The organism is Pontibacter akesuensis (genome assembly GCF_001611675.1).
Taxonomy (GTDB): domain Bacteria; phylum Bacteroidota; class Bacteroidia; order Cytophagales; family Hymenobacteraceae; genus Pontibacter; species Pontibacter akesuensis.
Window position 1 is genome coordinate 2,921,062 of record NZ_CP014766.1, and the last position, 22,515, is coordinate 2,943,576.

Sequence of the window (22,515 nt, forward strand, 5' to 3'; positions counted from 1 at the left end):
TAAAAATGATATTTTTGTAACTAGAAGGTTAAATTTAACTGTATGAATGACAAACTTGCGCTACCTGTAGGCACTACGCTGGACAGGTTCATCATGAGAAAACAGGAAGAGTTTTCTTATGCCACAGGAGAGCTGTCGCAGCTGCTCCGCGACATTGCACTGGCGGCCAAAATCGTTAACCGCGAGATAAACCGTGCTGGCTTGCTGGACGTTACCGGGGCTTACGGCCAACAGAACGTGCAGGGAGAAGACCAGCAGAAACTCGACGTGATCGCCAACATCCGCTTTATCCGTGCCCTCCGCAACGGGGGCGAGGTTTGCACCATCATCTCGGAAGAAGAGGACGACATCATCCAAACCGGTAACCACAAAGGCAAGTACATTGTGGCCATCGACCCGCTGGACGGCTCTTCCAACATCGACGTGAACGTGTCGATCGGAACAATTTTCTCGATTTACCGCCGTGTTTCTGAGCAGGGTGGTAACGGCACCATGGAAGACTGCCTGCAGGAAGGTACGCGCCAGGTCGGTGCCGGTTATGTAATTTACGGTTCCTCTACCATGCTGGTGTACACCACAGGCCATGGCGTGAACGGTTTTACGTATGATCCGTCGCTCGGCGAGTTCTTTTTATCGCACCCCAACATCACCTCCCCGAAAACAGGTTCTATCTATTCCATCAACGAAGGAAGTGCAGCCTCTTTTCCTGAGGGCCTGAAACAGTACGTGAATTACTGCAAAGAAAGCGGTTACTCTGCCCGTTACATCGGATCTTTAGTAGCTGATTTTCACCGCAACCTGCTGAAAGGCGGTATTTATATTTACCCGGCAACGGCAAAGGCACCAAAAGGCAAGCTCCGCCTGATGTACGAGTGCAATGCCATGGCCTTTATTGTAGAGCAGGCTGGCGGCAAAGCCACAAACGGCTCCCAGCGAATCCTGGAAATCAAACCAACCGAACTGCACGAGCGTTGCCCGCTTTACATTGGCTCCACCGAGATGGTAGACCAGGTAGAGGAGTACCTGAAGGCAGAAGTAGAAGTAAATTAATCGAGCGCTTTATTAATCTGGATCATTAAAACACAACATCAAAGGCAGGAGGCTGAAAGGTCTTCTGCCTTTTTTCATGCTGCCCAGGTGTAGCGCTATGCTTGAGCATCATAGATTAGTGTTAGAAGTATAGAAACCCTGCCATTTCGAGATGAAGTATGGCTCGTGTAAAAAAAAGCCTGAAAGTATAAATCAAGAATGGCGCATGATCCGGCCAGGCGAAGGGAAGCATAGCTGGTTTATACTTGCTGCCGCACTGTTTACCTGCCCTCGCTGTACCGCAGCCTGATCTGCGCTTTACGGACTTCACGCTCTATAATAAGCTGGGCAATGCGATACGCGATGGTCTCCTCATCAGCGTTCACCATGGCATTTTTCACCCGGTGCTCGTCTACATCAATGCGGTAGAGCAGGTGCAGCAGGCGGTTCAGGTCGGTGTGAAGCAGGTGGAGCACAACACGCGCCAGTTTCTGGAGCAGCGCATCCACGTTGTTGGCGGGCAGGTTGTCCACCTCAAAAACCTTGATCAGGTGGTTCGTAGTGCTGGCAAGTATGGCAGGCGAAAGCTGTGGCATGTTTGTGCGGTATGCGGCAGGGCCAGGTAATGATATTGGGAGCAAAGGCTGCAGGTGCAGAAACAAAAAAGCCTTCCGGTTGTGGAAGGCTCCTTTGTTATTTAGCGTCTTTTTCTGAGGCCTCTTCGGATGTTTCAGAGCCTTTTGCGTCCTCCGATCCAGCTGCTGCAGCTTCTTCTGTGAAGCCAACATGCTTGTTTACGATGTGGTACCAGGCGGCCAGCTTCTTCATGTCTGACACATACACGCGGTCGTCATCGTAGGTTGGAAGCACGCTTGCCATAAACTCCTTGTACTCCTCGTTGTCGGGCTTCTCGCTTAGTGGCAGCTCGTCGCCATACTTCTGGTGTACCAGGTCAAAAACTTCGGCAAGTGGCACAGTGCCTTCCTCATCGGTTGTATAGATAGAGATCTCGTCGAGCAGCGACATACGGTGGCGGGCCTGCGCTACCATCGTTTTCGGGTTCTCCTCAAGGCTCTCTAAAATTACACCAGTGCGTGTTGGTTTTACCACACGGTACAGGCCTGACTGGCCAGATACGGCTGCAACTTGTCTTAAATCGATAGGCATAGTAAAGGTATCTCTGTTTTGTTTATAATTTAAACATAATTGGGATGCTGCCATTCACAGCATAACCCGGGGCTTTGAATTTCAGCAGTCGTGCCACGCGCAGCGCCTCGTCTCCTGTTCCGGCCCCTGGCTGGCGCAGGACCTTAAAGTTGTCGGTAGAGCCGTCGGGGTTTATAGTGAACGAGATAATGGACTCGCCCTGCACCCGATTGCGCTTTGCCAGCGTAGGGTACGTAAGCTCCTTGTTGATGGCTTTATACATGGCCTCCACGCCGCCCTCGTAATACTCCGCTACCGGAGGTGTTTTGGTTGGAGTCCACACCTTTTCTTCCTGCGGTGTCTGCTTGTCGATGGTCTGGGCGCTTGCCGTTAGGGTAGCGACGGCAAATAAAAGAAACAAAAATGAGATTTTTCTCTTCATAAGGATAAACATTTAAAATTCTACGTCACGGGAAAAGCTACGGCACCTGTCTAAATGCTTCCTTGGCGGGCCCGCTATTGCTGGTTCTGCATCTGTGCGTTTACCTGCTCAATAAAGCCCAGAACCTCGTCCCGACCCGTGCTCTTTTCGGAGGAAGTACGGAACATCTGCGGTAGCTCGTCCCAGGTTTCAGCGAGTTTACGCTTATAGGCAGCTATGGTTGAGTCTGTCTTCAGCGCCGACTGCTTGTCTACCTTCGTAAATACAATCACAAACGGCACACCCATGGTTCCCAGGTGGTCAATAAAATCAAGGTCTACCTGCAGGGGCTCATGGCGCGAGTCGATGAGCACAAACACGCAGGTCAGGTTCTCGCGCTTCTGCAGGTAAAAATTGATCATGCGGCGCCACTCCTCGCGCGAGCTTTTGCTCACCTTGGCATAGCCGTAGCCTGGTAAATCGACCAGGTACCACTCGTTATTAATAAGGAAGTGGTTGATGAGCTGCGTTTTACCCGGCTGCCCCGATGTTTTGGCCAAACTCTTCTGCTCAGTCAGCATGTTTATGAGCGATGATTTGCCTACATTAGAGCGGCCAATAAAGGCGTACTCCGGTTTGTTGGGGGCAGGACATGCCTCCACCTTGGTATTACTCATCAAAAATTTCGCGTCCTTTATAATCATGCCTTTTGGGTTTGAGGCTCTGCCGTCCAAGCGGTAGTGTTTGGTGCAGAGCGGTAAGCGTATCAGTTCAGCCGCCTGTTTGCAGGGGCCTTATGTAACCTCAAAGGTAAGCATTTAAATCCCACCTCTGCAGGTGGCCTGCTTATACTTTAACGCAGGAAGTACTTTCAGATTATAAAGAGGGCAAGTATAGATCGGGATTGCCGCCTCTGTCATGTTAAGCCTGAGTAAGACTGCCAGGTTGCGGTGATCTGGTATAAGGGTACCGGGGCTGTAGCATAGAAGTGTTTCACTCAAGTGGTTTTCAAAGCCAGGTGCTTTCAGCGCCTGTGAGAGGGCGGCCCTTTACACTTCTGCTTACATCAGGCTCCGTTTTATGGATACTACAGGAGGCCGCCGTGGAGAATAAGGTGTGGCAGCAATGCGGTTGTTGATTGAGCGCCTTTTTCTTTACACCTTAAAATCTTGCTTTTATCACGATTGAGCAGCTGTACACCATCAAAAAAAGTATGAAAGCCAAATTAAAGCTTGCTAATATTTTTAATTTTATATATTTGTGATTAACTTAATTAATTATATCTATTCTTTTATTTAGCTAAACCTTTGCGTGCAGTCAACACGTAGGCAGTTAAGCATACAAACTAAAGATATACTAAAAATAGTATATCACGTATAGAAGCAAATCCTGCTGCTGTGGCCCTGTGCCTGACAGTTGGTATCAGTAATTATTACCAACACAAACAAAGAAATTATAACAAACCCTTTTACACATGAATCATTTAGCCAAATCGTTCTCACGGGTTTCTCTGTTGCTGGCGATGGTGTGCCTTCTGGCCTCCACAAGTGCCTCGGCGCAAAGCACCAGAAAGCTTTTGCGAACAGGAAACAAGTTATTCGACAAAGAAAACTATCGTGCAGCAATCCCTTATTACGAGCAGGTGCTTGCACAGGACCCCGACAATGCGAAGGCGCTTTACTTTGCCGGTATCAGCTACATGACCTTCGACAAAGAGAAGGCCGCTGACTACCTGTACCGCGCTCAGAAGCTAAAGCCTAACGTAGACCGTGACCTGGAATACTGGTTGGGCCGTGTAGACCACATCAACTACCGATTTGACGAGGCCATTGCGCACTACCAGAACTACCAGAAGGAGATTCCGAACCGCAACTACGGCCTGAAAGAGGAAGTAGCCCAGTTGATTCAGTACTCCAAAAACGCAAAGCGTGAGGTAGCCAACCCGAAAGACGTGTTTGTGAAAAACCTGGGTGGTACCGTGAACACGGCGTACTCAGAGCACAGCCCTGTTATCTCGTCTGATTACAACTACCTGCTTTATACTTCCCGTGGAGAGAAATCGACAGGTGGCAAGGAAGCGCGTGACGGTGAGTTCTACGAGGATATCTTTGAGACAACCCGCATTGGCGAAGATGAGTGGGCGCAGACCCGCATTGTGCCAGGCAACCTGAACAGCGCCGGACACGATGCCTCTATCCAGCTTTTCGACAACGACACAAAACTGTTGCTATACCAGTCTGTCAACAACGGCGACATCATGGTGTCTGAGCGCCAGCCTGACGGTAGCTGGGGAACACCTACCAGCATCAGCGACAAAGTAAATACACGTGACTTCGAATCTGACGCGTACATTACGCCAGATGGGCAGACGCTGTTCTACTCTACCAGCCACTACTCTGAAAACGGTGACCTGGATATTTACACGATCAAGCGCAACGCGAACGGTACCTGGGGCAACCCAAGAAGCCTGGGCAACACCATCAACACACCATTCGACGATGACAGCCCGTACCTTTCAAGCGATGGAACACTTTACTTCTCATCGCGCGGTAACAACAGCATGGGTGGCTACGATATTTTTGCTGCCAAGTATGACTCAGTTGCCCGCCGCTGGTCGCGCCCTGTAAACCTGGGTTCGCCTATCAACACGCCGGACGATGACACGTACTACCGCCTTGCTCCGGACGGAAGCTACGCTTACCTGTCTTCTTACCGCATTGGCGGTTACGGCGAAAAGGATATCTATACCATCAACTACATCAGGAACGCAACTGTTAGAGGCCAGGTGTTCACACAGGCGGATAGCATTGCCATACCGGGTATCGAGCTGGTGTTTAACGGCCTGCAGGCTGACAAGCGCCCAATTACTTACCGCGATGTAACCAAGCCTGACTCTGCCACTTACAACGTGCAGGTGCTGTCTGGCCGTAACTACCAGGTGCAGCTGTCGTTGGATGGCCGTGTGCTGGAAACGCAGGAGTTTGAGGTACCGGTGGTACTGAACGACACAAGCACGATCACCAAGAACTTCTACATCAACTTTGTTGACTCTACCGGTGTGCTTGCCAGAAACACAAATGCTTCTTCTTACAACATGAAGCCTGTGTATTTCGATACAGACGAGTACAAGCTGACGCCAGAGGCCATCCAGGAGCTGGACAGAATTGCTGAGATCATGAAAGCCAATCCAACGCTGAACATCAGCATTGAAGGCCACACTGACTCACGCGCCTCTGATTCCTACAACATGACCTTGGGCCAGAACCGTGCGGATGCAGCATATGACTACCTGATGACGAAGGGCATTTCAGCGAAGCGCCTGGTAACGGCTTCGTTTGGCGAAAGCAGACCTGTAGTGCCAAACACATCAGAGGAGAACATGCAGCTTAACCGTAGAACAGAGTTCAAAGTGGTTCCACGCCAGGGCGAGACCCAGAAAAGCATACAGTAGCAAGCGAAGCCGAAAGGTTCTTTATACTATATCCCTGAAGCAGGCCGGACGTTTGTCCGGCCTGCTTTTTTATATTTCGGAACATATTCTGCGGATTATAGTTTTAGGTACAGTATTTTTGCTCCATCACTCACTCGATTTCAACCCATGTCGGTAGTACCTTACAAAGACCAGAACGGCGATAAAAAGTCGCAGGTGGCGACAATGTTCAATAACATTGCGGGCAAGTATGATTTCCTGAACCACTTCTTAAGTGCTGGTATTGATATCGTCTGGCGCAAAAAGGCTGTACGCCTGCTGGCACCTGAAAAGCCGAAGCAAGTACTGGATATTGCCACCGGAACCGCTGATTTCGCCATTGAAGCACTGCGCCTGAACCCAGATAAAATTACGGGAGTCGACATCTCTGAGGGTATGTTGGCCGTAGGACGGGAGAAGCTGGCCAAACGCGGGCTGCAAAACAAAATAGAGCTGCTGTACGGCGATTCGGAAGACCTGCCCTTTGAGGATAACTCCTTTGATGCCATTACGGTGGCGTTTGGCGTGCGTAACTTCGAGCACCTAGAGAAGGGGCTGTCGGAGATGCACCGTGTGCTGAAGCCGGGCGGGACAGCCGTAGTGCTAGAATTCTCCAAGCCGCGCAGCTTCCCAATGAAGCAGTTGTATCAATTTTATTTCAAGAATATACTACCGGTGGTAGGCAAACTCGTTTCTAAGGACAATGCTGCCTATACTTATCTGCCGGAATCGGTTCAGGCGTTTCCGGATGGGCAGGATTTTCTTAATATTTACCAAAAAGTCGGATTTAGAAGCACGAAATGGCATTCACTCACATTTGGAATAAGCTCCATCTACACAGGCAAAAAGTAGCCCTTTGCCTACTGGCCGTACTCCTGTTGCTTGGCAACACTACGCAGGCGCAGCAAAGAGACAAAGCCCTTAACAAGCCTGGCTACGACGATCGCCCGGTGCACTATGGCTTTTACCTGGCTGTTCCCCTCACCAAGTATAACCTGCAGCATTCGCAGGCTTATGTGGACCAGATAAGAAGCGTAGACCCTAATATCTCGGTTCGGACTAAAACAGATATAGGGTTTTATACCGGCTTGGTGTTGAACGTACGCCTGGCGCAGTACCTGGATGCTCGTTTTGTACCGGGTGTGGGTTTTTACGGCCGTACCATCGAGTTCAGAAACATAGAGGTGCCCAACCAGGAAACAGAGGACCTGATGATCGAGACGATTGCAAACACAATGGTTGAGCTACCGCTGCTGCTGAAGTATAAATCAAAGCGCCGCTCTAACTTCAGGCCATACTTAGTGGCCGGTGTAAAGCCAAGTATAGATCTGGGCAAAGGCAATAGCGGTGCGAGTGGCGCCATGTTGCTGGAAGTGGAACAGTATGACCTGGCGCTGGAATACGGAATAGGGCTTGATGTTTTTTACCCATACTTCAAGTTCGCGCCGGAACTGCGTTTCTCGCATGGCTTGATTAACCAGCACAAGCCGGTGGAGGGCAGCCAGTACAGCGCCTACATCCAAAAACTGACCAACCACAACGTTTCACTCATCCTTTTCTTTGAATAAGAAATGACGAAGATCGCACTTATAACAGGTGCCACTTCCGGGATAGGCAATGCCACAGCCCTGGAACTGGCCAGCAAAGGATACCGTATCATAGCCACCGGTCGACGGCAGGAGCGCCTGCAGGAGTTGCAGCAAAAGCTGGGCGCGGAGCAGGTGTACCCCTTGATGTTCGACGTGCGGGAGCGGGAAACGGTGCAGCAGGCAATAGATAGTTTGCCAGAGGCGTGGCGCAATGTGGAGGTGCTGGTAAACAACGCCGGAAACGCGCATGGCCTGTCGCCGATACAGGATGGCTCCCTGGATGACTGGGATGCAATGATTGACATTAACGTGAAGGGCCTGCTCTATGTCACCAAGGCTGTGCTGCCGTTGCTGCAGAAAGCAAAGAAAGCGCATATCGTGAATGTAGGCTCCATAGCGGGCAAAGAGGTGTACCCGAACGGAAACGTGTACTGTGCCTCCAAGCATGCCGTAGATGCACTCTCTAAGGCCATGCGCCTGGACCTGGTGCAACAGGGTATCAAAGTATCAGAGGTGAACCCGGGGCTGGTGGAAACGGAGTTCTCGGAGGTGCGGTTTAAAGGCGACTCAGCGCGTGCCGCCACTGTGTACCAGGGCTATGAACCGTTGCAGGCCCAGGATATTGCCGAGTTGATCGGCTTTATCGTTACGCGCCCGGCACACGTAAATTTGGCTGAAGTGCTGGTGCTGCCTACCGCACAGGCCTCATCCACCATTGTGCACAAGCAGTAGCTCTAAAGAAATAAGAGTATAAATCCCGGTCCTGCAGCATACTTACTGCAAGGCCGGGATTTATACTTTAAGGCAGGTGCTACTTCAGAAGTCCTTCTGCTTTCAGCCAGTCAAAAATGATTTTATCAACCGGAGACACATGTTCCCTGTCCCCATAGCTGAGCCATACCACTTCCTCAATCTCTGATGCGGCCTTAATGGAGCCTTTATAGGCGGCACGGTAGCACTGCATTTTAACCTCTACCCCCTCTGGATGCCCGTGCGCCTGCGTCTGAAACGTGTCCACATACGCGATGGTCGATTCAATGAGGGTTATACTTAGCTCTTCCTGTATCTCCCGGATCAGCGCCTGCTGGTCTGTTTCTCCCGCCTCACGTTTACCGCCCGGAATATAATACGTGTCTTTTCCGCTGCTCCTGGTGCTCAGTATTTTGCCTTCCTTCAGTTCCAGCCAAGCCAGTTTATCGATTATCATCTGCTAACTTAATTTATCTAAACATGTGCGCAAAAGTACACAGTAATATGGTTCTCTGAAGTAGCTGCATGACCGGTGTTATAAATAAAGCAGGTAAGAAAAAAAGCAGGTAAGTAAACATGTTGCTCCCTTAAGAGAGGCACAAAAAAAGAGGAAGCCTAAGCTTCCTCTTTGATAAAACAGGTACTTTGCGGGAGCTTACTTATCGCGCTCGTATCCGAATTCCTTCACTATTTTGTTGTATACACCTAATAGTAGGAAAGACGGTGCCCACTGGCCCACAAATAATGCCTCCTCATCTTTTTTCAGAACCTTAAGTGTGGCAGAAATAGCCATTGAACCAAGAGCGGCCCACAGGTACACATCCGATGGTACCTTAGATGTATACTGCTCAATAGCTGCTGCTACTGGTCCTTCTTTATGTTCTGGGTTTGCTCTATCTGCTTTGTTTTTTAAGTCTTGTGCTTCCATAATTTTATTTTAGTTGTTAAGAAATTGCTTTATCCCTTACAAAACGTATTAACAAACCTATGGTTATCAAAAATTGAAAATTTAGGACTATGGGCATAAATTTAGATAAAGTATAACCTAGCCCAAGCAGCAGTTTCCAGCAGCACTGGGAGGCGCAGGCAAAGGAGCGGGAGTACCCGGAAGGGCTGCAGTGCCGTGTGCGGCGGCGGTATACTTGAGGAGTCGGAGTAGCGGTTACCCGGCAGAAGTTACTTGCCACACTTGTATCGCCGTTTTGAAATAGCTTATAACAACGGCAAGCGCAGGAGGGGTAAGGGCAAAAAAAAGCCTTACAATAAATGTAAGGCTTAGAAGTTATGAATATGGGTAAACGGCTAAACTAAGCTTGCTTAACGTTTACTGCATTTAATCCTTTTCTTCCTTCTTTTAGATCGAAAGTTACTTCGTCACCTTCTCTTACTTCGTCAACAAGACCAGAAATGTGTACGAAATACTCTGTGTTTGATCCGTCTTCTTTAATGAAACCAAATCCTTTAGATTCATTGAAGAACTTAACAATACCTTTGTTCATTCTATTAATTTTTTAATTTTATGTAAAGGTAGAAACAAAATGCAAAAAATCAACCCCTCCTGCATTTTATCAAACAAGAAATTTTCCTTGTCAGATTTCTTGCACAAATAATCCTATAAATCAGGTTTGAAAGCGGATAAAGAGTTGCGACCAGGGCAGCCAGCGGCAAGCAAAGGAAACTGAAAGCGGCGGCAGTTCAGCCGCAGGTCAAAAGCCTTCGCGGTCGAATGCGTGCACCCGTACATCTTTTGTTCGCTTGTCTTTGGTTTCAGGGCCAGCTTCCAGTTCTGTTCCACGCTTGGTGTCGTATACCCATGTTTTTTTGCCCCAACCGCGTACCCTCGAGGTATCCTTAATCTCGTCTTCGCCGCGCCCGCCTACAATCACAACTTTTATCCCTTCCGAAACCTCCCCGCTTACCTCAAACACATCATCCTCAGCCAGGCCATGCAGCATGATTTGTTTGGTGTCAGCGTTGTTAATAATGCGGTGGTACACGATTTTACTGTCTGATTCCCGTCGCACGGTTACTTCAGTCTCTTTATCATTCAATCGCTTTACCTCAAACAGATCCTCCTGGTCTGTTCCCACCACCAGCACTTCCGCTGCCATGATGCGGTAAAATTCGGCGGCGGCTTCGCGCAGGCTGTTGCGGCGGTTGATGAGCTTGCGTTTTGTCGTTTCGCCAATCAGACCATACACCGAGTCCGGATACTGCCGCACTGCCTGCTCAATTACCTCGTCCGTAATACTGTTCTGCAGCACAAGGGCCAGCGAGTCGTATTGCGCTTTGGTGACTTCCGATAAAGCACGGTTGTCTATAAACTCTGAATTCACGGTAAGGGCTTTCACATCATTAAATTCGTCATCAAACGACTCGAACTTGCGGATGCCCCAGTTGCGGCTGAAAAGCCAGGGAATGATACCATCCTGAAAGCGGTAAAACGCATTGTCACGGTCTTTCGGGATGGGGCGGTAGTAGTGGTTGCCGTTCTCCTCGTACTCTGCCCATTCCCACTGTCCCTCGTGGCGGTCCCAGTCGTGCACCAGCACATCGAACAGGCGGGCCTTGGCAAAGGCGAGCTGGTCGATGAAATGGTCGTCCTCCTCAAACCTATTGCTTAGCACGTTGCCGGTTCCCACGATATCCACCGCATTTCCGGGCATCAGGTGCACCATCCGCTTGTCGTTATACTTCTCTTCGATCAGGTACACTTTGTCGCTCATGAGATCGGCGTGCTCCCCAAAGTCAGCGTCGTTAGGCTTTACGTACACCAGCTTGGGCGTGGAGTGAGGAATTTCGGCCGCCGCCGCCATAGGCGGCAGCACAAGCGCTGCATACGGGTTAATGGCGGATATCTGATCGCGGAGCACATTCAGCACAAATGTTTTGCGCCAGCCTTCTGGCAATACTTCCTTGGGGTCTTTGTCCAGCGAGCGAAGGGCATAGGTGGAGCTGTCGGTGCTCATTAAATCCATACTGGTAGTTTGCTGGCCTCCGCCCAACTCTTCTATCTTAAGTGTATCCATATTAAGGACAGGCACTTTGACAGGTGCATTCCAGAGGGGGCGGTGGTGTGTGCCCCAGAATATTCTATGCAGCAACCCGCGCTTGTACTGTTTTCCGGCCTTCACTATTACACTGTCTACCGGGCCAGGAGCGGTTTGAAGTTGTTCATATACCTCCGGATTTACGACCGGCGTTTCTGCATAAAAATTTTTACGGGCACAGCCAGTCGAGAGGAAGGCAAGCAAAAAAAGGAAGGCCTGCCAGTGGCGTATCTTCATTGGGTTGGGTTCGTCTGATCGCATGGCTTATCTAACGTAAAATCTATATTAAGTTTTCATGTGAAGGGAGGATATGGGTAAGGCAAAAGCTACCTTGTACTAGTTAATGCTACTTTAAAGGATCAGGTGCAGTAGCAAAGCATCTGGAAAGAATTATAGGCTAAAGGCCAGAATATGGAGGGTTAAAAGTTCAAATATAGTGCCCCATAGCCGCTACAGCAGCGGAGAAGGGAAGCCGTGTTTCGTACAACTGTTGTTTAAACAAATAAGTTGGTGCTTAGATGAAAAATCATATTACCTTTGCGCGCATTTTATCCTATTGCTTTGCGTAAGTCTCTACTGCTAATACTATTTATACTTGCTGCCGTGGTAAGCCACGCGCAAACCCGCATCTCGGGGCAAGTGTTGGATGCGACAACGGGCGAGGCCCTCCCATTTGTCAGCATCTACGTCAAAAACTCCGCCATCGGAACCTCCACAGATGAGAATGGGGCATTCAACATCAAGCTAAGCAGCACGCCTGATTCACTCACAGCCTCCTTTGTGGGATACCTGTCACAATCGCTTCCTGTGGCAGAGGGAGTGGCCACTCAGGTACTTACCTTTAAACTCGGCACAAATGCCCAGCAGCTGCAGGAGGTGGTGATCAGGCCCGGAGAGAACCCCGCCTGGGCTATTATGCGCCGCGTGGTGGAAAACAAGAACAGCAACGACAGGCGCAAGCTCGCCGCCTACCAATACGAAGCCTATACCCGTATGCAGTTTGATGTAAGCAATTTGGGGCAGAAGAAAGGAAAAGGACTGATAGGCAAGGCGGTGACCGCAGCCGTGGATTCGCAACTGTACCTGGCCGGTGAGGACGGCAAAAAGCTGCTACCGTTCTTCATCTCCGAGTCGCTGTCGGATTACTACTACAACCGTGAGCCTAAGCGCAGCAAAGAGATCATAAAAGCCTCCAAGGTAACGGGCATTGGCCTGCAGGACGGCACGCTGGTGTCGCAGGTGATCGGGAGCAGCTATCAGGATTACAATTTTAACCAGAACTGGGTAAGCGTGCTGCAGAAGAACTTCATCAGCCCCATTGCCGATGGCTGGAAAGGCTATTACAGCTACGAACTGGAGGACAGTACCTTTATCGGGGAGGACTGGTGCTACGAACTTTCGTTTAAGCAGAAGCGCCCGCAGGACCTTGCCTTCAACGGCACGATGTGGGTGACAGCCAAGGAGTATGCCTTGCGCAAGATAGACGCCACCGTCAGCAAATCGGCCAACATCAACTTTGTGGAGAGCATTGCACTGCAGCAGGAGCTGCAGCCGGTAGGGGAGCAGGCGTGGATGCCTTCGGTATCGGATGTACGGATAAAGCTGGTGGGCCTGACACCGAGCCGGCCGGGTGTGCTGGCGAAGGTGCACACTTCATACCGGCAGGTAGTGGTAAACCAGCCACAGACAGCGGGATTCTTTGACAAGCCGGTGGAGCTGTTGAAGGCAGCAACAAAGCAGACGGATGATTTCTGGAAAGCCAACCGCCACGACTCGCTTTCTGTAGCCGACAAGCAAGTATACACCACCATCAACACCATCCGCGATACACCCAGGATACAGCGCTTTACCAGCATTGCGACCATACTTGGAACGGGCTACAGGAGCTTTGGAAAGGTAAGCTGGGGACCGTGGCCGTACACCTACGCCTATAACAACATAGAAGGACACCGTTTCCAGGTGGGCGGCAAAACCAACATCAACTTCAGCGATAAGCTGGAACTGCGCGGCTATGCAGCTTACGGCACTGAGGATGCGAAGATAAAGTATAACGTGGGGGCTAAATACATTTTGAGCCGCCGGCATTGGAGCGAGATCGGTGTGGAACACCAGGAGGATTTGCAGCAGGTGGGCCTGATGTCTGACAAACTGGAGTCCAGCCCGTTCTTCCTGGGCTTCTCCCGTTTCGGCGAACTGCGCCGCCCGATGCTGGTACGCGAGACAAGTTTATACTTGCAGCGCGATGTGCTGCGCGGCTTTACCGAGCGCATCAGCCTGAGTACCCGCCACTTCGACCCGGCCTATGATTTTGCCTACTACACGGCAGGACCTGAGCAGCCTGAGGAGGTTGCCACTTCTTTTACAGCCACAGAGGTAAGCGTGCTCACCCGCTATGCAAACAACGAGGTGTTTGTAGAGAACGACAACGAGCGCATCAGCCTGGGTAGCGGCAACTGGCCAATCCTAAGTATGAAGTATACATTGGGCCTGAACAACGCCCTTGGCTCGACGGTGGATTACCAGCGGGTGGATGTTGGCGTAGAGCAGGAGTTCGTGATGGGCCGCCTGGGCAATGCCCTTTACAGATTGGAGGCTGGCAAAGTGTTTTCGCCGGTGCCTTACCCGCTGCTGGAGGTGCACACCGGCAACGAAAGCCCTTTCTACTACGATGCCACCTACAACCTGATGGACTATTTCGAGTTTGCGAGCGACACCTACGCCTCGCTGCACTACGAGCAATACTTCGAGGGGCTGCTGTTCAACCGCCTGCCGCTCATCAAGAAGCTGAAGTGGCGCGTGCTGGCTAGCTCCAACGTGCTGTACGGCAGCTTAAGCCAAAAGAATTTGGACCTGATTCCGGTAACGACGCCGTCGGGTGCCACGCAGGAAACGTTTAAGACTTTGGGCAGCACACCGTACGTAGAAGTCGGCTACGGCATCGAAAATATCTTCAAGGTGCTGCGCGTGGATGCCTTCCACCGCCTGACGCACCTGGATGAGGGCGCCCGTAAGTTTGGCCTGAAATTCTCGCTTCAGTTTAAGCTGTGAGGATCAGTTAATAATTCAACGCAAAGGGCCCGCTATACATAGCGAGCCCTTTGCGTTTGATGAAACCATATTACTATACTGAAGCCGCATTTACCCTGGCCCGCGCTTGCTTTACCGACTTAATATCTTAGCACCTAAACATAAAAGCCCAACGCAAAGGCTGGACTTTCATGAAAGAAGTATGGTAAAAGAGAGAGCTAGTTACAGCTTTACAAACTCTACTCTTCTGTTGTTAGACTTGGCTTCTGGTGTGGTGTTCCTGTCCAGGGGTTTAGACTCGCCCCAGCCCTTGGCAATCAAACGGTCGGGTGCCACTCCCTGCTCCGACAGGTATGCCCGCACCGCCTCCGCCCGTTGCTGACTCAGTTTCAGGTTGGTGTTGTCGTCACCGTCCGTGTCGGTATGGCCTTCCACGCTGAATTTCAGGTCTGCCTGCTCCTGCATCAGCTTGGCTATACTTGCCAGCGTACCCACCGACTCCGGCCGAATAGTGGCCTTGTTCACATCGAACTTAATGCCGTGGGTAACATACTTGCCGTCTGCCATGATCTGGTCGTACAGCTTTTTGCCGCCCTCGGCGATAAACACGTTCTTCACCATTGAGTTGGCGTCAACGCTTTTGTCAATTTTAATGCGTAAACCGCCGGGTTTTCCCTCCAGGTTCGGGATGTTGATGAGGCGGTACTGGTCCAGGTATACTTTCAGGCTGCGCTTGTTAAAGGAGATGGCCACATGGCGCCATTGGTTACTGACACCGGCAGCCGCCAACTCCTCCGACTCAGACCCGAATGTCTTGAACCTCGCGGCGTTTGCCCTGATGTCGATGGGATACCAAAGCTCTTTGTGTACCGCCTCTTTATACTTGCTGCCCTCCGGTATCAGGAAAATCTCGTAGGCCACATTCGGGTTGTCGCTGTCGAAAAACAGATCCATTTCGATGGTGAAAGTTTCCGGAAGCCAGTTTTCAGTTGCCACAAGTGGTGTGATATCCGTACCTGACTGCACCAGGTTGATCACGGATTCGCCCTCGAACGACGCTACCTCGGCGTTGCCGCTGATCAAATCCCAGCGCGACGGAAACTCCCCGTTTTCCTCGCCAGCCAGGTTGTCATCAAACATCACCTTGTCGCCGGCCACGAAATCATACCTCGACCATGCTTTTGCCTTTCCCTTTTCTGCTTTTGGTGAATTTCCTGTATCTGCACTATTGTCTATAGCAGCTTCCTGTTTGTTTGCAGCTGCCTTCTCTGTTGCTTTTTGGGGAGCCTCCAGTGCGCCATCTATGGATTTGTCTACCTGCTGGCTCACTTTCTGATTGAGTTTGTCCTGCAGCTTTTTACCAACATTTAACTGAGCATGGGAAGGAATAGTGAGAAGCGCCAGCAGTAGCGTAGCTAAACCCATTGTAAATACACTTTTTTTCATAGTAGTAACTGCAATTGATGATGTACCAAAGGAATATGATTTAATTATATAATTATACTATATAAAAGAATATTTATTTAATGAAATGATTTTGCAGGTGAAGGACATGGAAGGCAGGGTATAAGGGTACTTCTGCTTTTGCAGCAGGGTAATAGGCATATGAGTTGTAAAGTACAATTTATACTTAGTGCTCTGCGACTTGAGTCTTTTACTGCCTTGAGTTGTGGCATCAATTCTGTTTTTTACTAGACTGTTCTTAAATAATTGAATATCAGGATTATTGTTATTGTTGCAACATGAGTTTAGAAAACACTGTTGCTGTACATGCTGTTTTACCACTTGAATAATTACTATAAAGTCTCCTTAAATAGGATTAATACAACCTGTTATTGCCACTGACGTTACAAGTAACATCTTGAAAATTTATAAACTGAATAACTATGAAAGATGATTTACACGAAGAACGAGTATACCGAACAACTACACCCGTAGCAACCAGACACGCCGCCGGCTATAGCGCGATAAAGCGGATCTCGTGGGGAGCAGTATTTGGAGGGCTTGTAGTGGCCATGGTGCTGCAGCTAACCTTAAGCTTGTTGGGCCTGGGCATCGGCTTTGGCTCGATTGATCCTGCCCAGGAGCAGAACCCCATGGCAGGGCTTGGTACCGGCACACTGATCTGGTGGATTGTAAGTATGCTGCTCTCACTTTTTGCGGGCGGCTGGGTAGCAGGCCGCTTAGCAGGTATGCCTACTGCCTTCGATAGCATTCTGCACGGCATCCTGACATGGAGTTTATTTACGCTCCTTACCTTCTACTTGCTCACGACAGCCATTGGGAGCATTATTAGTGGTGTGGGTAGTGTTGTGGGTCGCACACTGTCGATGGCAGGGCAGGGAATAGCTGCGGTGGCACCGGAAGCAGGCAATGCCATTCAGTCGCAGTTGCAGGAAAGTGGCGTCAACTTCCAGTCTATAAAGCAGGAGGCACGCCAGATTCTGCAGCAGACGGGCAAAGCGGAACTGCAGCCCGAGAACATAGAGCAGGAGGCAAGAGAAGCAGGCAATGCCGCTCAGAACACAGCAGGGCAGGCAGCGGCAGACCCGCAGTCGGCCGGCTCAACCTTTGATGCGGTGATGGACAAACTCTATGGGCAGGGCTCCGAAATTGCGAGTGCGGCAGACCGTGAGGCGGCCGTAAATGTGATTATGGAGCGCACCGGTAAGAGCAGGGCAGAGGCTAACGAGATTGTGAACAGCTGGGTGTCTACCTATGAGCAGGCGAAGTCGCAGTTTAAGGAAACGAAGGCGCAGGTAGGGCAGCAGGCACAGCAAATTGGAGGCGATGTGGCTTCGGCTGTTTCGAAGGCCGCTATTTATGCTTTCTTTGGCTTGTTGCTTGGTGCCATTGCGGCAGCTGTAGGTGGCAAGATCGGAGAGCCGAAAGATCTGGCTTCAACCGGAGAGGATGCCGTTAGACCTGTATAAGTAGCATACAATAAAATAAAAAAGGCCAGCTACCTACAGGGTAGCTGGCCTTTTTTACACTTCTCCAGTCAGACTGATTTATACTTGTGTCTCCCTTTTACTTTGCTGTTTGCAGGTTACGGTATCCAGGGAATATCCTTGAAGTTCGGCTTGCGCTTCTCCAGAAAAGCATTGCGCCCTTCTTTGGCCTCGTCGGTCATATAAGCGAGGCGAGTGGCCTCTCCGGCAAACACCTGCTGGCCTACCATGCCATCGTCGGTGGCGTTGAAGGCAAACTTCAGCATTTTAATGGAAGTCGGTGATTTCTGCAGGATCTCCTGTGCCCAATCGTAGGCGGTGTCCTCCAACTCATCGTGCGGCACCACGGCATTTACCATGCCCATGTCGTAAGCTTCCTGCGCGGAGTAGTTGCGGCCCAAAAAGAAGATCTCTCTCGCACGTTTCTGGCCTACCATCTTGGCCAGGTAAGCAGAGCCGTAGCCCCCGTCGAAGCTGGTCACATCGGCATCCGTCTGCTTAAAGATAGCGTGCTCCTTGCTCGCCAGCGTCAGGTCGCAAACCACGTGTAAACTGTGGCCACCGCCCACGCACCAGCCTGGTACCACGGCAATTACCACCTTGGGCATAAAACGCATCAGGCGCTGCACTTCCAGTATGTTCAGGCGCGGCATGCCTGCCTCATCCACATAGCCTTGGTGGCCGCGTGCGTTCTGGTCGCCGCCGCTGCAGAAGGAGTAGATGCCGTCTTTGGTAGAGGGCCCCTCGGCAGACAGCAATACTACGCCAATAGAAGTATCCTCGCGGGCATCCAGGAAAGCCTCGAAAAGCTCCGCCACCGTTTTCGGGCGGAAAGCGTTGCGCACGTTTGGCCGGTTGAAAGCGATACGGGCGACGCCATCCGCTTTTTTATAGGTGATATCTTCGTATTCCTTTACGGTTTTCCAATTTGCTTTGCTCATATCTCTCAATTTGAAACCAAAGTTAAGGGTTTATACTTTGTGGCTCAACTGGTTTTTTATGTGATGATCTGTACCTGAACCAGCGGTTTGTAGCCCTACTTGCCAGACAAAGTACCTCGATCGCTCTCCCTGAAGCAGAATCAGATGTGCGTCTAGCTTAAAATGATTACCTTATGCCTGCATTAAGCTTGTCTTTCTAACGCTGCTACTATGGTTCTTTTTGTATCTTACCTGTTCACCTTCCTGCTGGCCTTTTCGCCGGCTACCAAAGAGCAGAAACAGTTCTTCAAAGCGCTTCGCGCGAAGGAAGGCCAATCCTATACTGGTACGGCCACTGTGCATCCGCCGGGTAACACCTCCATCGCCGGAAAGGAGCTTAAGCTCTTTATCCAAAAAGTATCTGGTGATTCCATACGGGTGCCGTTCTGGGTGGGTGACAACAAATCCCGCACGTTGCTTCTGACGCTGCACAAAAAGCAGGGCCTCTCGCTCAAGCACGACCACCGCCATGCCGACGGCTCTCCGGAAACGATGACGATGTATGGCGGATTTGCAGACACGAGCGGTAACGCGCTCAGGCAAAGCTTTCCGGCCGATGCGCATACTTCGCAGCTTAGCCCCCGCAATGCCACAAGTGTGTGGACGATAGAATTCTCACCAGACAAGACGCACCTGACTTATACTTTGAGGACCAACAATGAGCTCGTATACCAGCTGGATTTTGAGCAGGATTAGTGACTTGTTTTTAAGGCTATTCTGGGTGATTGGTTACGAAATGAGTAATAAGAGGTGGGCGAGGCCATCGGCCGAACCTGATGTTTAGGTTCTGTTAGTTCTATTTTTTCATTGCATTTATCGCAAACATGGATCTAGTTTACTTTCAGTAGAAGAGATAGAAAGCTGTTTGCTCTGTGCGCCTTCTACCTTTTTACTATTTCAACTTTCCCTTCAAACTTTTCCTCAAAGAGATTAGAACTGGATATAATTATGTAGTATTCAGGTGTTACTTCAGTGATTGTATTTGTTATAATTTGGTTTGTGGGGTATCCAAAATTGTTTTCGTCCTTTATTGTTTCCAGCCAAACAAGTTTATAGGTGCAGTCATTAACCCACTCAACCTTATATTTTATTTCAAGCCCTAGTTCTTTAACCCGTTCGTACTGAAACTCTCCAGTTCTTTCAATTACTGATGTAATTGGAGCAGAGCCTTCCACTTCATTTGTCATCTTAAAAACCCCTGTTTTTAAGGAATTACATTCATCTAACCCTAATAGCCAGCTGAATGTCATGAAAACTAAAATTAATAACTTCATTAGTTAGTTATTTAGAATTGGACCTAACGGCTAGTATAAAAGGCGAACGAGGCGTAGCCAAAGTATGACTTATGTGCCTTGTTGTAGCTAGATGTCTTTCCGTTTACAGATGTCCATTATCAGTATCTGGAGACACCTCTGTTGTATGAAGTGATTACTTTGTCTTGGATACTAAATATTCGGACTTCAAATTTTTTGTCCTTGTCCCTCCAATAATTATCCCCAATCTTATCGTACAGCTTATCTGCAGTTTTTATAGCTGAATCAAAGGACTCCTTAGCCGAAAAGCATTCTACTTGATAGCTTTTGCCTCCAAAGAAGTTAAGCCGAAGTTGTACTTCATTGTTTTTGTCCTTAAAAATCAGAGTAGTTGCAAATTCATGTTCAGAGGAGTCTCTGATAACAGAATGATAGTTTCTTACTTCATCTCTTACCTGTTTTTCGGATAAGTTCAGAAGTTTATAATGTTGTCCATTAGCACTTATAGTAATGCAAAAGAACAGTACCACAAGTAATATAGCGTACTTGATATCAAAGTAAATTGATGCTGTTTTAGCAATGCCTCTGATGTTCATATAGAATATCCTATAGCAAATTTTTTGTAATGGTTTATTTACTGCTAACTACAGTATAGCAGGAGTACTACTCCTGCTATACACTATGTATGGAGTTTGCTTTGGTTCTAACTACTACTATACTCTTAAGCTAACCTATGGCTAATATAGTGACTATTCAACACGCTAAGAAAAAAATGAAATAAGTCTTATAGAAAGCAGCATTATAGAATATAAAGCTATAGCCCTGATCTTTGAGATCTAAATATCACCATTATCTGTAGCACACAAAAAAACGCCTGCCACATTGCTGCGGCAGGCGTTTCTGTAAGTATAGCTTAGCGCTGTTTATACTTAGTCAGCACGCGACATGCGGTTACGCTCGTTTTCGTCGAGGTAAATCTTGCGCATGCGGATGCTTTTCGGCGTTACTTCCAGCAATTCGTCTTTCTGGATGTATTCCATGGCTTCTTCCAGCGAGAAGTTCTTAGCCGGCGCGATCTTCACGTTGTTGTCAGAACCGGAAGCACGCATGTTCGTCAGCTTCTTGCCTTTCTGAATGTTTACCGTGATGTCGTTCTGGCGGCTGTGCTCACCAATTACCTGACCCATGTATACTTCCACACCCGGATCAACGAAGAAGAAACCACGGTCCTGCAGCTTATCGATAGAATAAGCAGTGCCTGGGCCCGTCTCCATAGAGATGATAGAACCGTTGTTACGGCCTGGGATGTTGCCCTTAAACGGCTCATAACGGCTGAAGCGGTGGTTCATGATCGCCTCACCAGCTGTTGCTGTCAACACGTTGTTACGCAGACCAATCAAACCACGCGCCGGAATGTTGAACTCCAGGTGCTGCAGGTCGCCCTTAGGCTCCATGATGGTCAGTTCACCTTTACGCTGCGTTACCAGTTCAATTACCTTACCGGCAGTTTCCTCAGGAACGTCTACTACCATGTGCTCGATTGGCTCGCAACGAACACCATCAATTTCTTTGAAAATTACCTGTGGCTGACCCACCTGTAACTCATATCCTTCGCGGCGCATTGTCTCAATCAGTACAGACAAGTGCAGGATACCACGACCGAATACCAGGAAGGTATCTTCACGATCAGTTTCCTGTACGCGCAGTGCCAGGTTTTTCTCAGTCTCTTTGAACAGACGGTCACGCAGGTGGCGTGATGTCACGAACTTACCCTCTTTACCGAAGAAAGGAGAGTTGTTGATCGTGAACAGCATGTTCATGGTTGGCTCATCGATAGAGATACGGGCCAGTGGCTCCGGGTTTTCGGCATCAGCGATGGTGTCACCGATATCGAATCCTTCAATACCCGTTACGGCGCAAATCTCACCGGCTGATACTTCAGAAACGCTCTTTCTGCCAAGTCCTTCAAACACCTGGATTTCTCCGATCTTGCCTTTCTTGGTGCTGCCATCGGCTTTGCACAAGCTGATCGGCATGCCTTCCTTCAATGTTCCACGGTGAACGCGACCAATCGCGATACGGCCCACGAAAGAAGAGTAGTCAAGCGAAGTGATCTGCATCTGCGGCGTGCCTTCACGGAACGGGGCAGCAGGAATCACGTCGATGATGGCATCCAGCAGGGGCGTGATATTATCCGTTGGCTGCTTCCAGTCGGTGCTCATCCAGCCGTGCTTCGAAGAACCGTACAGGGTCACGAAGTCAAGCTGCTCTTCGGTGGCGTCCAGGTTGAACATCAAATCGAACACCTGCTCGTGCACCTCGTCTGGGCGGCAGTTTTCTTTATCTACTTTATTTACAACAACAATCGGCTTCAGGCCAAGTTGGATGGCTTTGCCCAGTACGAAGCGTGTCTGTGGCATGGCACCTTCAAAGGCATCCACGAGCAGCAGTACGCCGTCGGCCATTTTAAGTACGCGCTCTACCTCACCGCCAAAGTCGGCGTGACCAGGGGTGTCGATGATGTTGATTTTAACGTCTTTGTAACGTACCGACACGTTTTTAGAAACGATCGTGATGCCACGCTCGCGCTCCAGGTCGTTGTTGTCCAAAATGAGGTCATCAAAGTGCTGGTGATCTGCGAACAGCTTAGAAGCATGAATGATCTTGTCCACGAGGGTTGTCTTGCCGTGGTCAACGTGTGCGATAATCGCAATATTCCGAATATTTTGCATTGAATTGAGTTTTCGAGCCGCAAAAGTACTAAAAAGCCTTCACAGTTATACTAGTTCGCTCGAAATAAACAGGTTAGGGTACTATTAATTTATTAAAAACCAAGCCTATGCCTAGTTA

Annotated in this window: 21 protein-coding genes; 8 read left to right on the forward strand and 13 right to left on the reverse strand. The window is 49.5% G+C overall.

Annotation, left to right across the window (positions count from 1 at the left end):
- The first annotated feature begins 42 nt into the window (after window positions 1-42).
- A complete protein-coding gene (gene fbp, locus A0W33_RS12475) occupies window positions 43-1,050 on the forward strand; it encodes a class 1 fructose-bisphosphatase (protein WP_068838440.1) in 1,008 nt (335 codons plus the stop codon).
- 260 nt (window positions 1,051-1,310) lie between these two features.
- Here fbp and A0W33_RS12480 read toward each other — a convergent pair whose 3' ends face one another.
- The 4 genes from A0W33_RS12480 to yihA all read right to left on the reverse strand — a co-directional run bounded on the left by A0W33_RS12480 (window position 1,311) and on the right by yihA (window position 3,300).
- The gene (locus A0W33_RS12480) at window positions 1,311-1,625 is read right to left on the reverse strand and encodes a hypothetical protein (RefSeq protein ID WP_139237170.1); all 315 of its coding nucleotides are present in this window, start codon (window positions 1,623-1,625) and stop codon (window positions 1,311-1,313) included.
- A gap of 97 nt (window positions 1,626-1,722) precedes the next feature.
- The gene (locus A0W33_RS12485) at window positions 1,723-2,196 is read right to left on the reverse strand and encodes a DUF5606 family protein (protein ID WP_068838442.1); all 474 of its coding nucleotides are present in this window, start codon (window positions 2,194-2,196) and stop codon (window positions 1,723-1,725) included.
- Window positions 2,197-2,218: 22 nt separating this feature from the next.
- A complete protein-coding gene (locus tag A0W33_RS12490) occupies window positions 2,219-2,617 on the reverse strand; it encodes an energy transducer TonB (protein ID WP_068840106.1) in 399 nt (132 codons plus the stop codon).
- Between the two features lie 74 nt (window positions 2,618-2,691).
- The gene (yihA, locus tag A0W33_RS12495) at window positions 2,692-3,300 is read right to left on the reverse strand and encodes a ribosome biogenesis GTP-binding protein YihA/YsxC (RefSeq protein WP_068840107.1); all 609 of its coding nucleotides are present in this window, start codon (window positions 3,298-3,300) and stop codon (window positions 2,692-2,694) included.
- Window positions 3,301-4,070: 770 nt separating this feature from the next.
- Here yihA and A0W33_RS12500 point away from each other — a divergent pair.
- The 4 genes from A0W33_RS12500 to A0W33_RS12515 all read left to right on the forward strand — a co-directional run bounded on the left by A0W33_RS12500 (window position 4,071) and on the right by A0W33_RS12515 (window position 8,386).
- Window positions 4,071-6,047 carry an OmpA family protein gene (locus A0W33_RS12500; protein ID WP_068838443.1) on the forward strand — a complete coding sequence of 659 codons (1,977 nt, stop codon included), beginning with the start codon at window positions 4,071-4,073 and terminating at the stop codon, window positions 6,045-6,047.
- A 147-nt stretch (window positions 6,048-6,194) separates the two neighbouring features.
- Window positions 6,195-6,917 carry a bifunctional demethylmenaquinone methyltransferase/2-methoxy-6-polyprenyl-1,4-benzoquinol methylase UbiE gene (ubiE, locus tag A0W33_RS12505; protein ID WP_068838444.1) on the forward strand — a complete coding sequence of 241 codons (723 nt, stop codon included), beginning with the start codon at window positions 6,195-6,197 and terminating at the stop codon, window positions 6,915-6,917.
- Window positions 6,866-7,633 carry a type IX secretion/gliding motility protein PorT/SprT gene (porT, locus tag A0W33_RS12510; protein WP_082815381.1) on the forward strand — a complete coding sequence of 256 codons (768 nt, stop codon included), beginning with the start codon at window positions 6,866-6,868 and terminating at the stop codon, window positions 7,631-7,633. The genes ubiE and porT overlap by 52 nt, the downstream gene beginning before the upstream one ends.
- A 3-nt stretch (window positions 7,634-7,636) precedes the next feature.
- Complete coding sequence (locus tag A0W33_RS12515; RefSeq protein WP_068838446.1) at window positions 7,637-8,386, forward strand: SDR family NAD(P)-dependent oxidoreductase; 750 nt, start codon at window positions 7,637-7,639, stop codon at window positions 8,384-8,386.
- A gap of 79 nt (window positions 8,387-8,465) precedes the next feature.
- Here the strand turns inward: A0W33_RS12515 and A0W33_RS12520 are convergent, their stop codons facing one another.
- The 4 genes from A0W33_RS12520 to A0W33_RS12535 form a co-directional block, all read right to left on the reverse strand.
- Window positions 8,466-8,861, reverse strand: coding sequence for an NUDIX hydrolase (locus A0W33_RS12520; RefSeq protein WP_068838447.1), 396 nt, complete (start codon window positions 8,859-8,861; stop codon window positions 8,466-8,468).
- 198 nt (window positions 8,862-9,059) lie between these two features.
- Complete coding sequence (locus A0W33_RS12525) at window positions 9,060-9,332, reverse strand: hypothetical protein (RefSeq protein ID WP_068838448.1); 273 nt, start codon at window positions 9,330-9,332, stop codon at window positions 9,060-9,062.
- A gap of 379 nt (window positions 9,333-9,711) precedes the next feature.
- On the reverse strand, window positions 9,712-9,903 hold the full coding sequence (locus tag A0W33_RS12530; protein WP_068838449.1) for a cold-shock protein: 192 nt from the start codon (window positions 9,901-9,903) through the stop codon (window positions 9,712-9,714).
- Between the two features lie 207 nt (window positions 9,904-10,110).
- Window positions 10,111-11,715, reverse strand: a complete 1,605-nt coding sequence (locus tag A0W33_RS12535; protein ID WP_229802173.1) for a hypothetical protein — start codon at window positions 11,713-11,715, stop codon at window positions 10,111-10,113.
- Window positions 11,716-12,015: 300 nt separating this feature from the next.
- On the opposite strand from A0W33_RS12535, the gene A0W33_RS12540 reads away from it, so the two are divergent.
- Window positions 12,016-14,502, forward strand: a complete 2,487-nt coding sequence (locus A0W33_RS12540; RefSeq protein WP_172798115.1) for a DUF5686 and carboxypeptidase-like regulatory domain-containing protein — start codon at window positions 12,016-12,018, stop codon at window positions 14,500-14,502.
- 201 nt (window positions 14,503-14,703) lie between these two features.
- Here A0W33_RS12540 and A0W33_RS12545 read toward each other — a convergent pair whose 3' ends face one another.
- Window positions 14,704-15,927, reverse strand: coding sequence for an OmpA family protein (locus A0W33_RS12545; protein ID WP_068838451.1), 1,224 nt, complete (start codon window positions 15,925-15,927; stop codon window positions 14,704-14,706).
- A gap of 440 nt (window positions 15,928-16,367) precedes the next feature.
- On the opposite strand from A0W33_RS12545, the gene A0W33_RS12550 reads away from it, so the two are divergent.
- Window positions 16,368-17,414 (forward strand): hypothetical protein, encoded by a 1,047-nt coding sequence (locus tag A0W33_RS12550; protein ID WP_082815221.1) that lies wholly within the window; start codon window positions 16,368-16,370, stop codon window positions 17,412-17,414.
- Window positions 17,415-17,530: 116 nt separating this feature from the next.
- Here the strand turns inward: A0W33_RS12550 and A0W33_RS12555 are convergent, their stop codons facing one another.
- Complete coding sequence (locus A0W33_RS12555) at window positions 17,531-18,373, reverse strand: 1,4-dihydroxy-2-naphthoyl-CoA synthase (protein ID WP_068838452.1); 843 nt, start codon at window positions 18,371-18,373, stop codon at window positions 17,531-17,533.
- Between the two features lie 210 nt (window positions 18,374-18,583).
- On the opposite strand from A0W33_RS12555, the gene A0W33_RS12560 reads away from it, so the two are divergent.
- Window positions 18,584-19,108 (forward strand): hypothetical protein, encoded by a 525-nt coding sequence (locus A0W33_RS12560; RefSeq protein ID WP_082815222.1) that lies wholly within the window; start codon window positions 18,584-18,586, stop codon window positions 19,106-19,108.
- 185 nt (window positions 19,109-19,293) lie between these two features.
- Here the strand turns inward: A0W33_RS12560 and A0W33_RS12565 are convergent, their stop codons facing one another.
- From A0W33_RS12565 to typA, 3 genes are all read right to left on the reverse strand, one after another.
- Entirely contained in the window at window positions 19,294-19,686 is a 393-nt protein-coding gene (locus A0W33_RS12565; protein ID WP_068838453.1) for a hypothetical protein, read from the reverse strand.
- A 119-nt stretch (window positions 19,687-19,805) separates the two neighbouring features.
- Window positions 19,806-20,261 (reverse strand): hypothetical protein, encoded by a 456-nt coding sequence (locus A0W33_RS12570; RefSeq protein WP_068838454.1) that lies wholly within the window; start codon window positions 20,259-20,261, stop codon window positions 19,806-19,808.
- Between the two features lie 333 nt (window positions 20,262-20,594).
- Entirely contained in the window at window positions 20,595-22,397 is a 1,803-nt protein-coding gene (typA, locus tag A0W33_RS12575; RefSeq protein WP_068838455.1) for a translational GTPase TypA, read from the reverse strand.
- Between the last annotated feature and the right edge of the window lie 118 nt (window positions 22,398-22,515).

Excerpts from the sequence above, each read along its gene's own strand:
- A0W33_RS12535 (WP_229802173.1), bottom strand. The coding sequence starts at position 11,715 with ATGCGATCAGACGAACCCAACCCAATGAAGATACGCCACTGGCAGGCC.
- A0W33_RS12500 (WP_068838443.1), top strand. The coding sequence starts at position 4,071 with ATGAATCATTTAGCCAAATCGTTCTCACGGGTTTCTCTGTTGCTGGCG.
- A0W33_RS12530 (WP_068838449.1), bottom strand. The coding sequence starts at position 9,903 with ATGAACAAAGGTATTGTTAAGTTCTTCAATGAATCTAAAGGATTTGGT.
- A0W33_RS12550 (WP_082815221.1), top strand. The coding sequence starts at position 16,368 with ATGAAAGATGATTTACACGAAGAACGAGTATACCGAACAACTACACCC.
- fbp (WP_068838440.1), top strand. The coding sequence starts at position 43 with ATGAATGACAAACTTGCGCTACCTGTAGGCACTACGCTGGACAGGTTC.
- ubiE (WP_068838444.1), top strand. The coding sequence starts at position 6,195 with ATGTCGGTAGTACCTTACAAAGACCAGAACGGCGATAAAAAGTCGCAG.
- A0W33_RS12555 (WP_068838452.1), bottom strand. The coding sequence starts at position 18,373 with ATGAGCAAAGCAAATTGGAAAACCGTAAAGGAATACGAAGATATCACC.
- A0W33_RS12480 (WP_139237170.1), bottom strand. The coding sequence starts at position 1,625 with ATGCCACAGCTTTCGCCTGCCATACTTGCCAGCACTACGAACCACCTG.
- A0W33_RS12560 (WP_082815222.1), top strand. The coding sequence starts at position 18,584 with ATGGTTCTTTTTGTATCTTACCTGTTCACCTTCCTGCTGGCCTTTTCG.
- A0W33_RS12520 (WP_068838447.1), bottom strand. The coding sequence starts at position 8,861 with ATGATAATCGATAAACTGGCTTGGCTGGAACTGAAGGAAGGCAAAATA.
- typA (WP_068838455.1), bottom strand. The coding sequence starts at position 22,397 with ATGCAAAATATTCGGAATATTGCGATTATCGCACACGTTGACCACGGC.
- yihA (WP_068840107.1), bottom strand. The coding sequence starts at position 3,300 with ATGATTATAAAGGACGCGAAATTTTTGATGAGTAATACCAAGGTGGAG.
- A0W33_RS12565 (WP_068838453.1), bottom strand. The coding sequence starts at position 19,686 with ATGAAGTTATTAATTTTAGTTTTCATGACATTCAGCTGGCTATTAGGG.
- A0W33_RS12525 (WP_068838448.1), bottom strand. The coding sequence starts at position 9,332 with ATGGAAGCACAAGACTTAAAAAACAAAGCAGATAGAGCAAACCCAGAA.
- A0W33_RS12570 (WP_068838454.1), bottom strand. The coding sequence starts at position 20,261 with ATGAACATCAGAGGCATTGCTAAAACAGCATCAATTTACTTTGATATC.
- A0W33_RS12515 (WP_068838446.1), top strand. The coding sequence starts at position 7,637 with ATGACGAAGATCGCACTTATAACAGGTGCCACTTCCGGGATAGGCAAT.
- A0W33_RS12545 (WP_068838451.1), bottom strand. The coding sequence starts at position 15,927 with ATGAAAAAAAGTGTATTTACAATGGGTTTAGCTACGCTACTGCTGGCG.
- A0W33_RS12485 (WP_068838442.1), bottom strand. The coding sequence starts at position 2,196 with ATGCCTATCGATTTAAGACAAGTTGCAGCCGTATCTGGCCAGTCAGGC.
- porT (WP_082815381.1), top strand. The coding sequence starts at position 6,866 with ATGGCATTCACTCACATTTGGAATAAGCTCCATCTACACAGGCAAAAA.
- A0W33_RS12490 (WP_068840106.1), bottom strand. The coding sequence starts at position 2,617 with ATGAAGAGAAAAATCTCATTTTTGTTTCTTTTATTTGCCGTCGCTACC.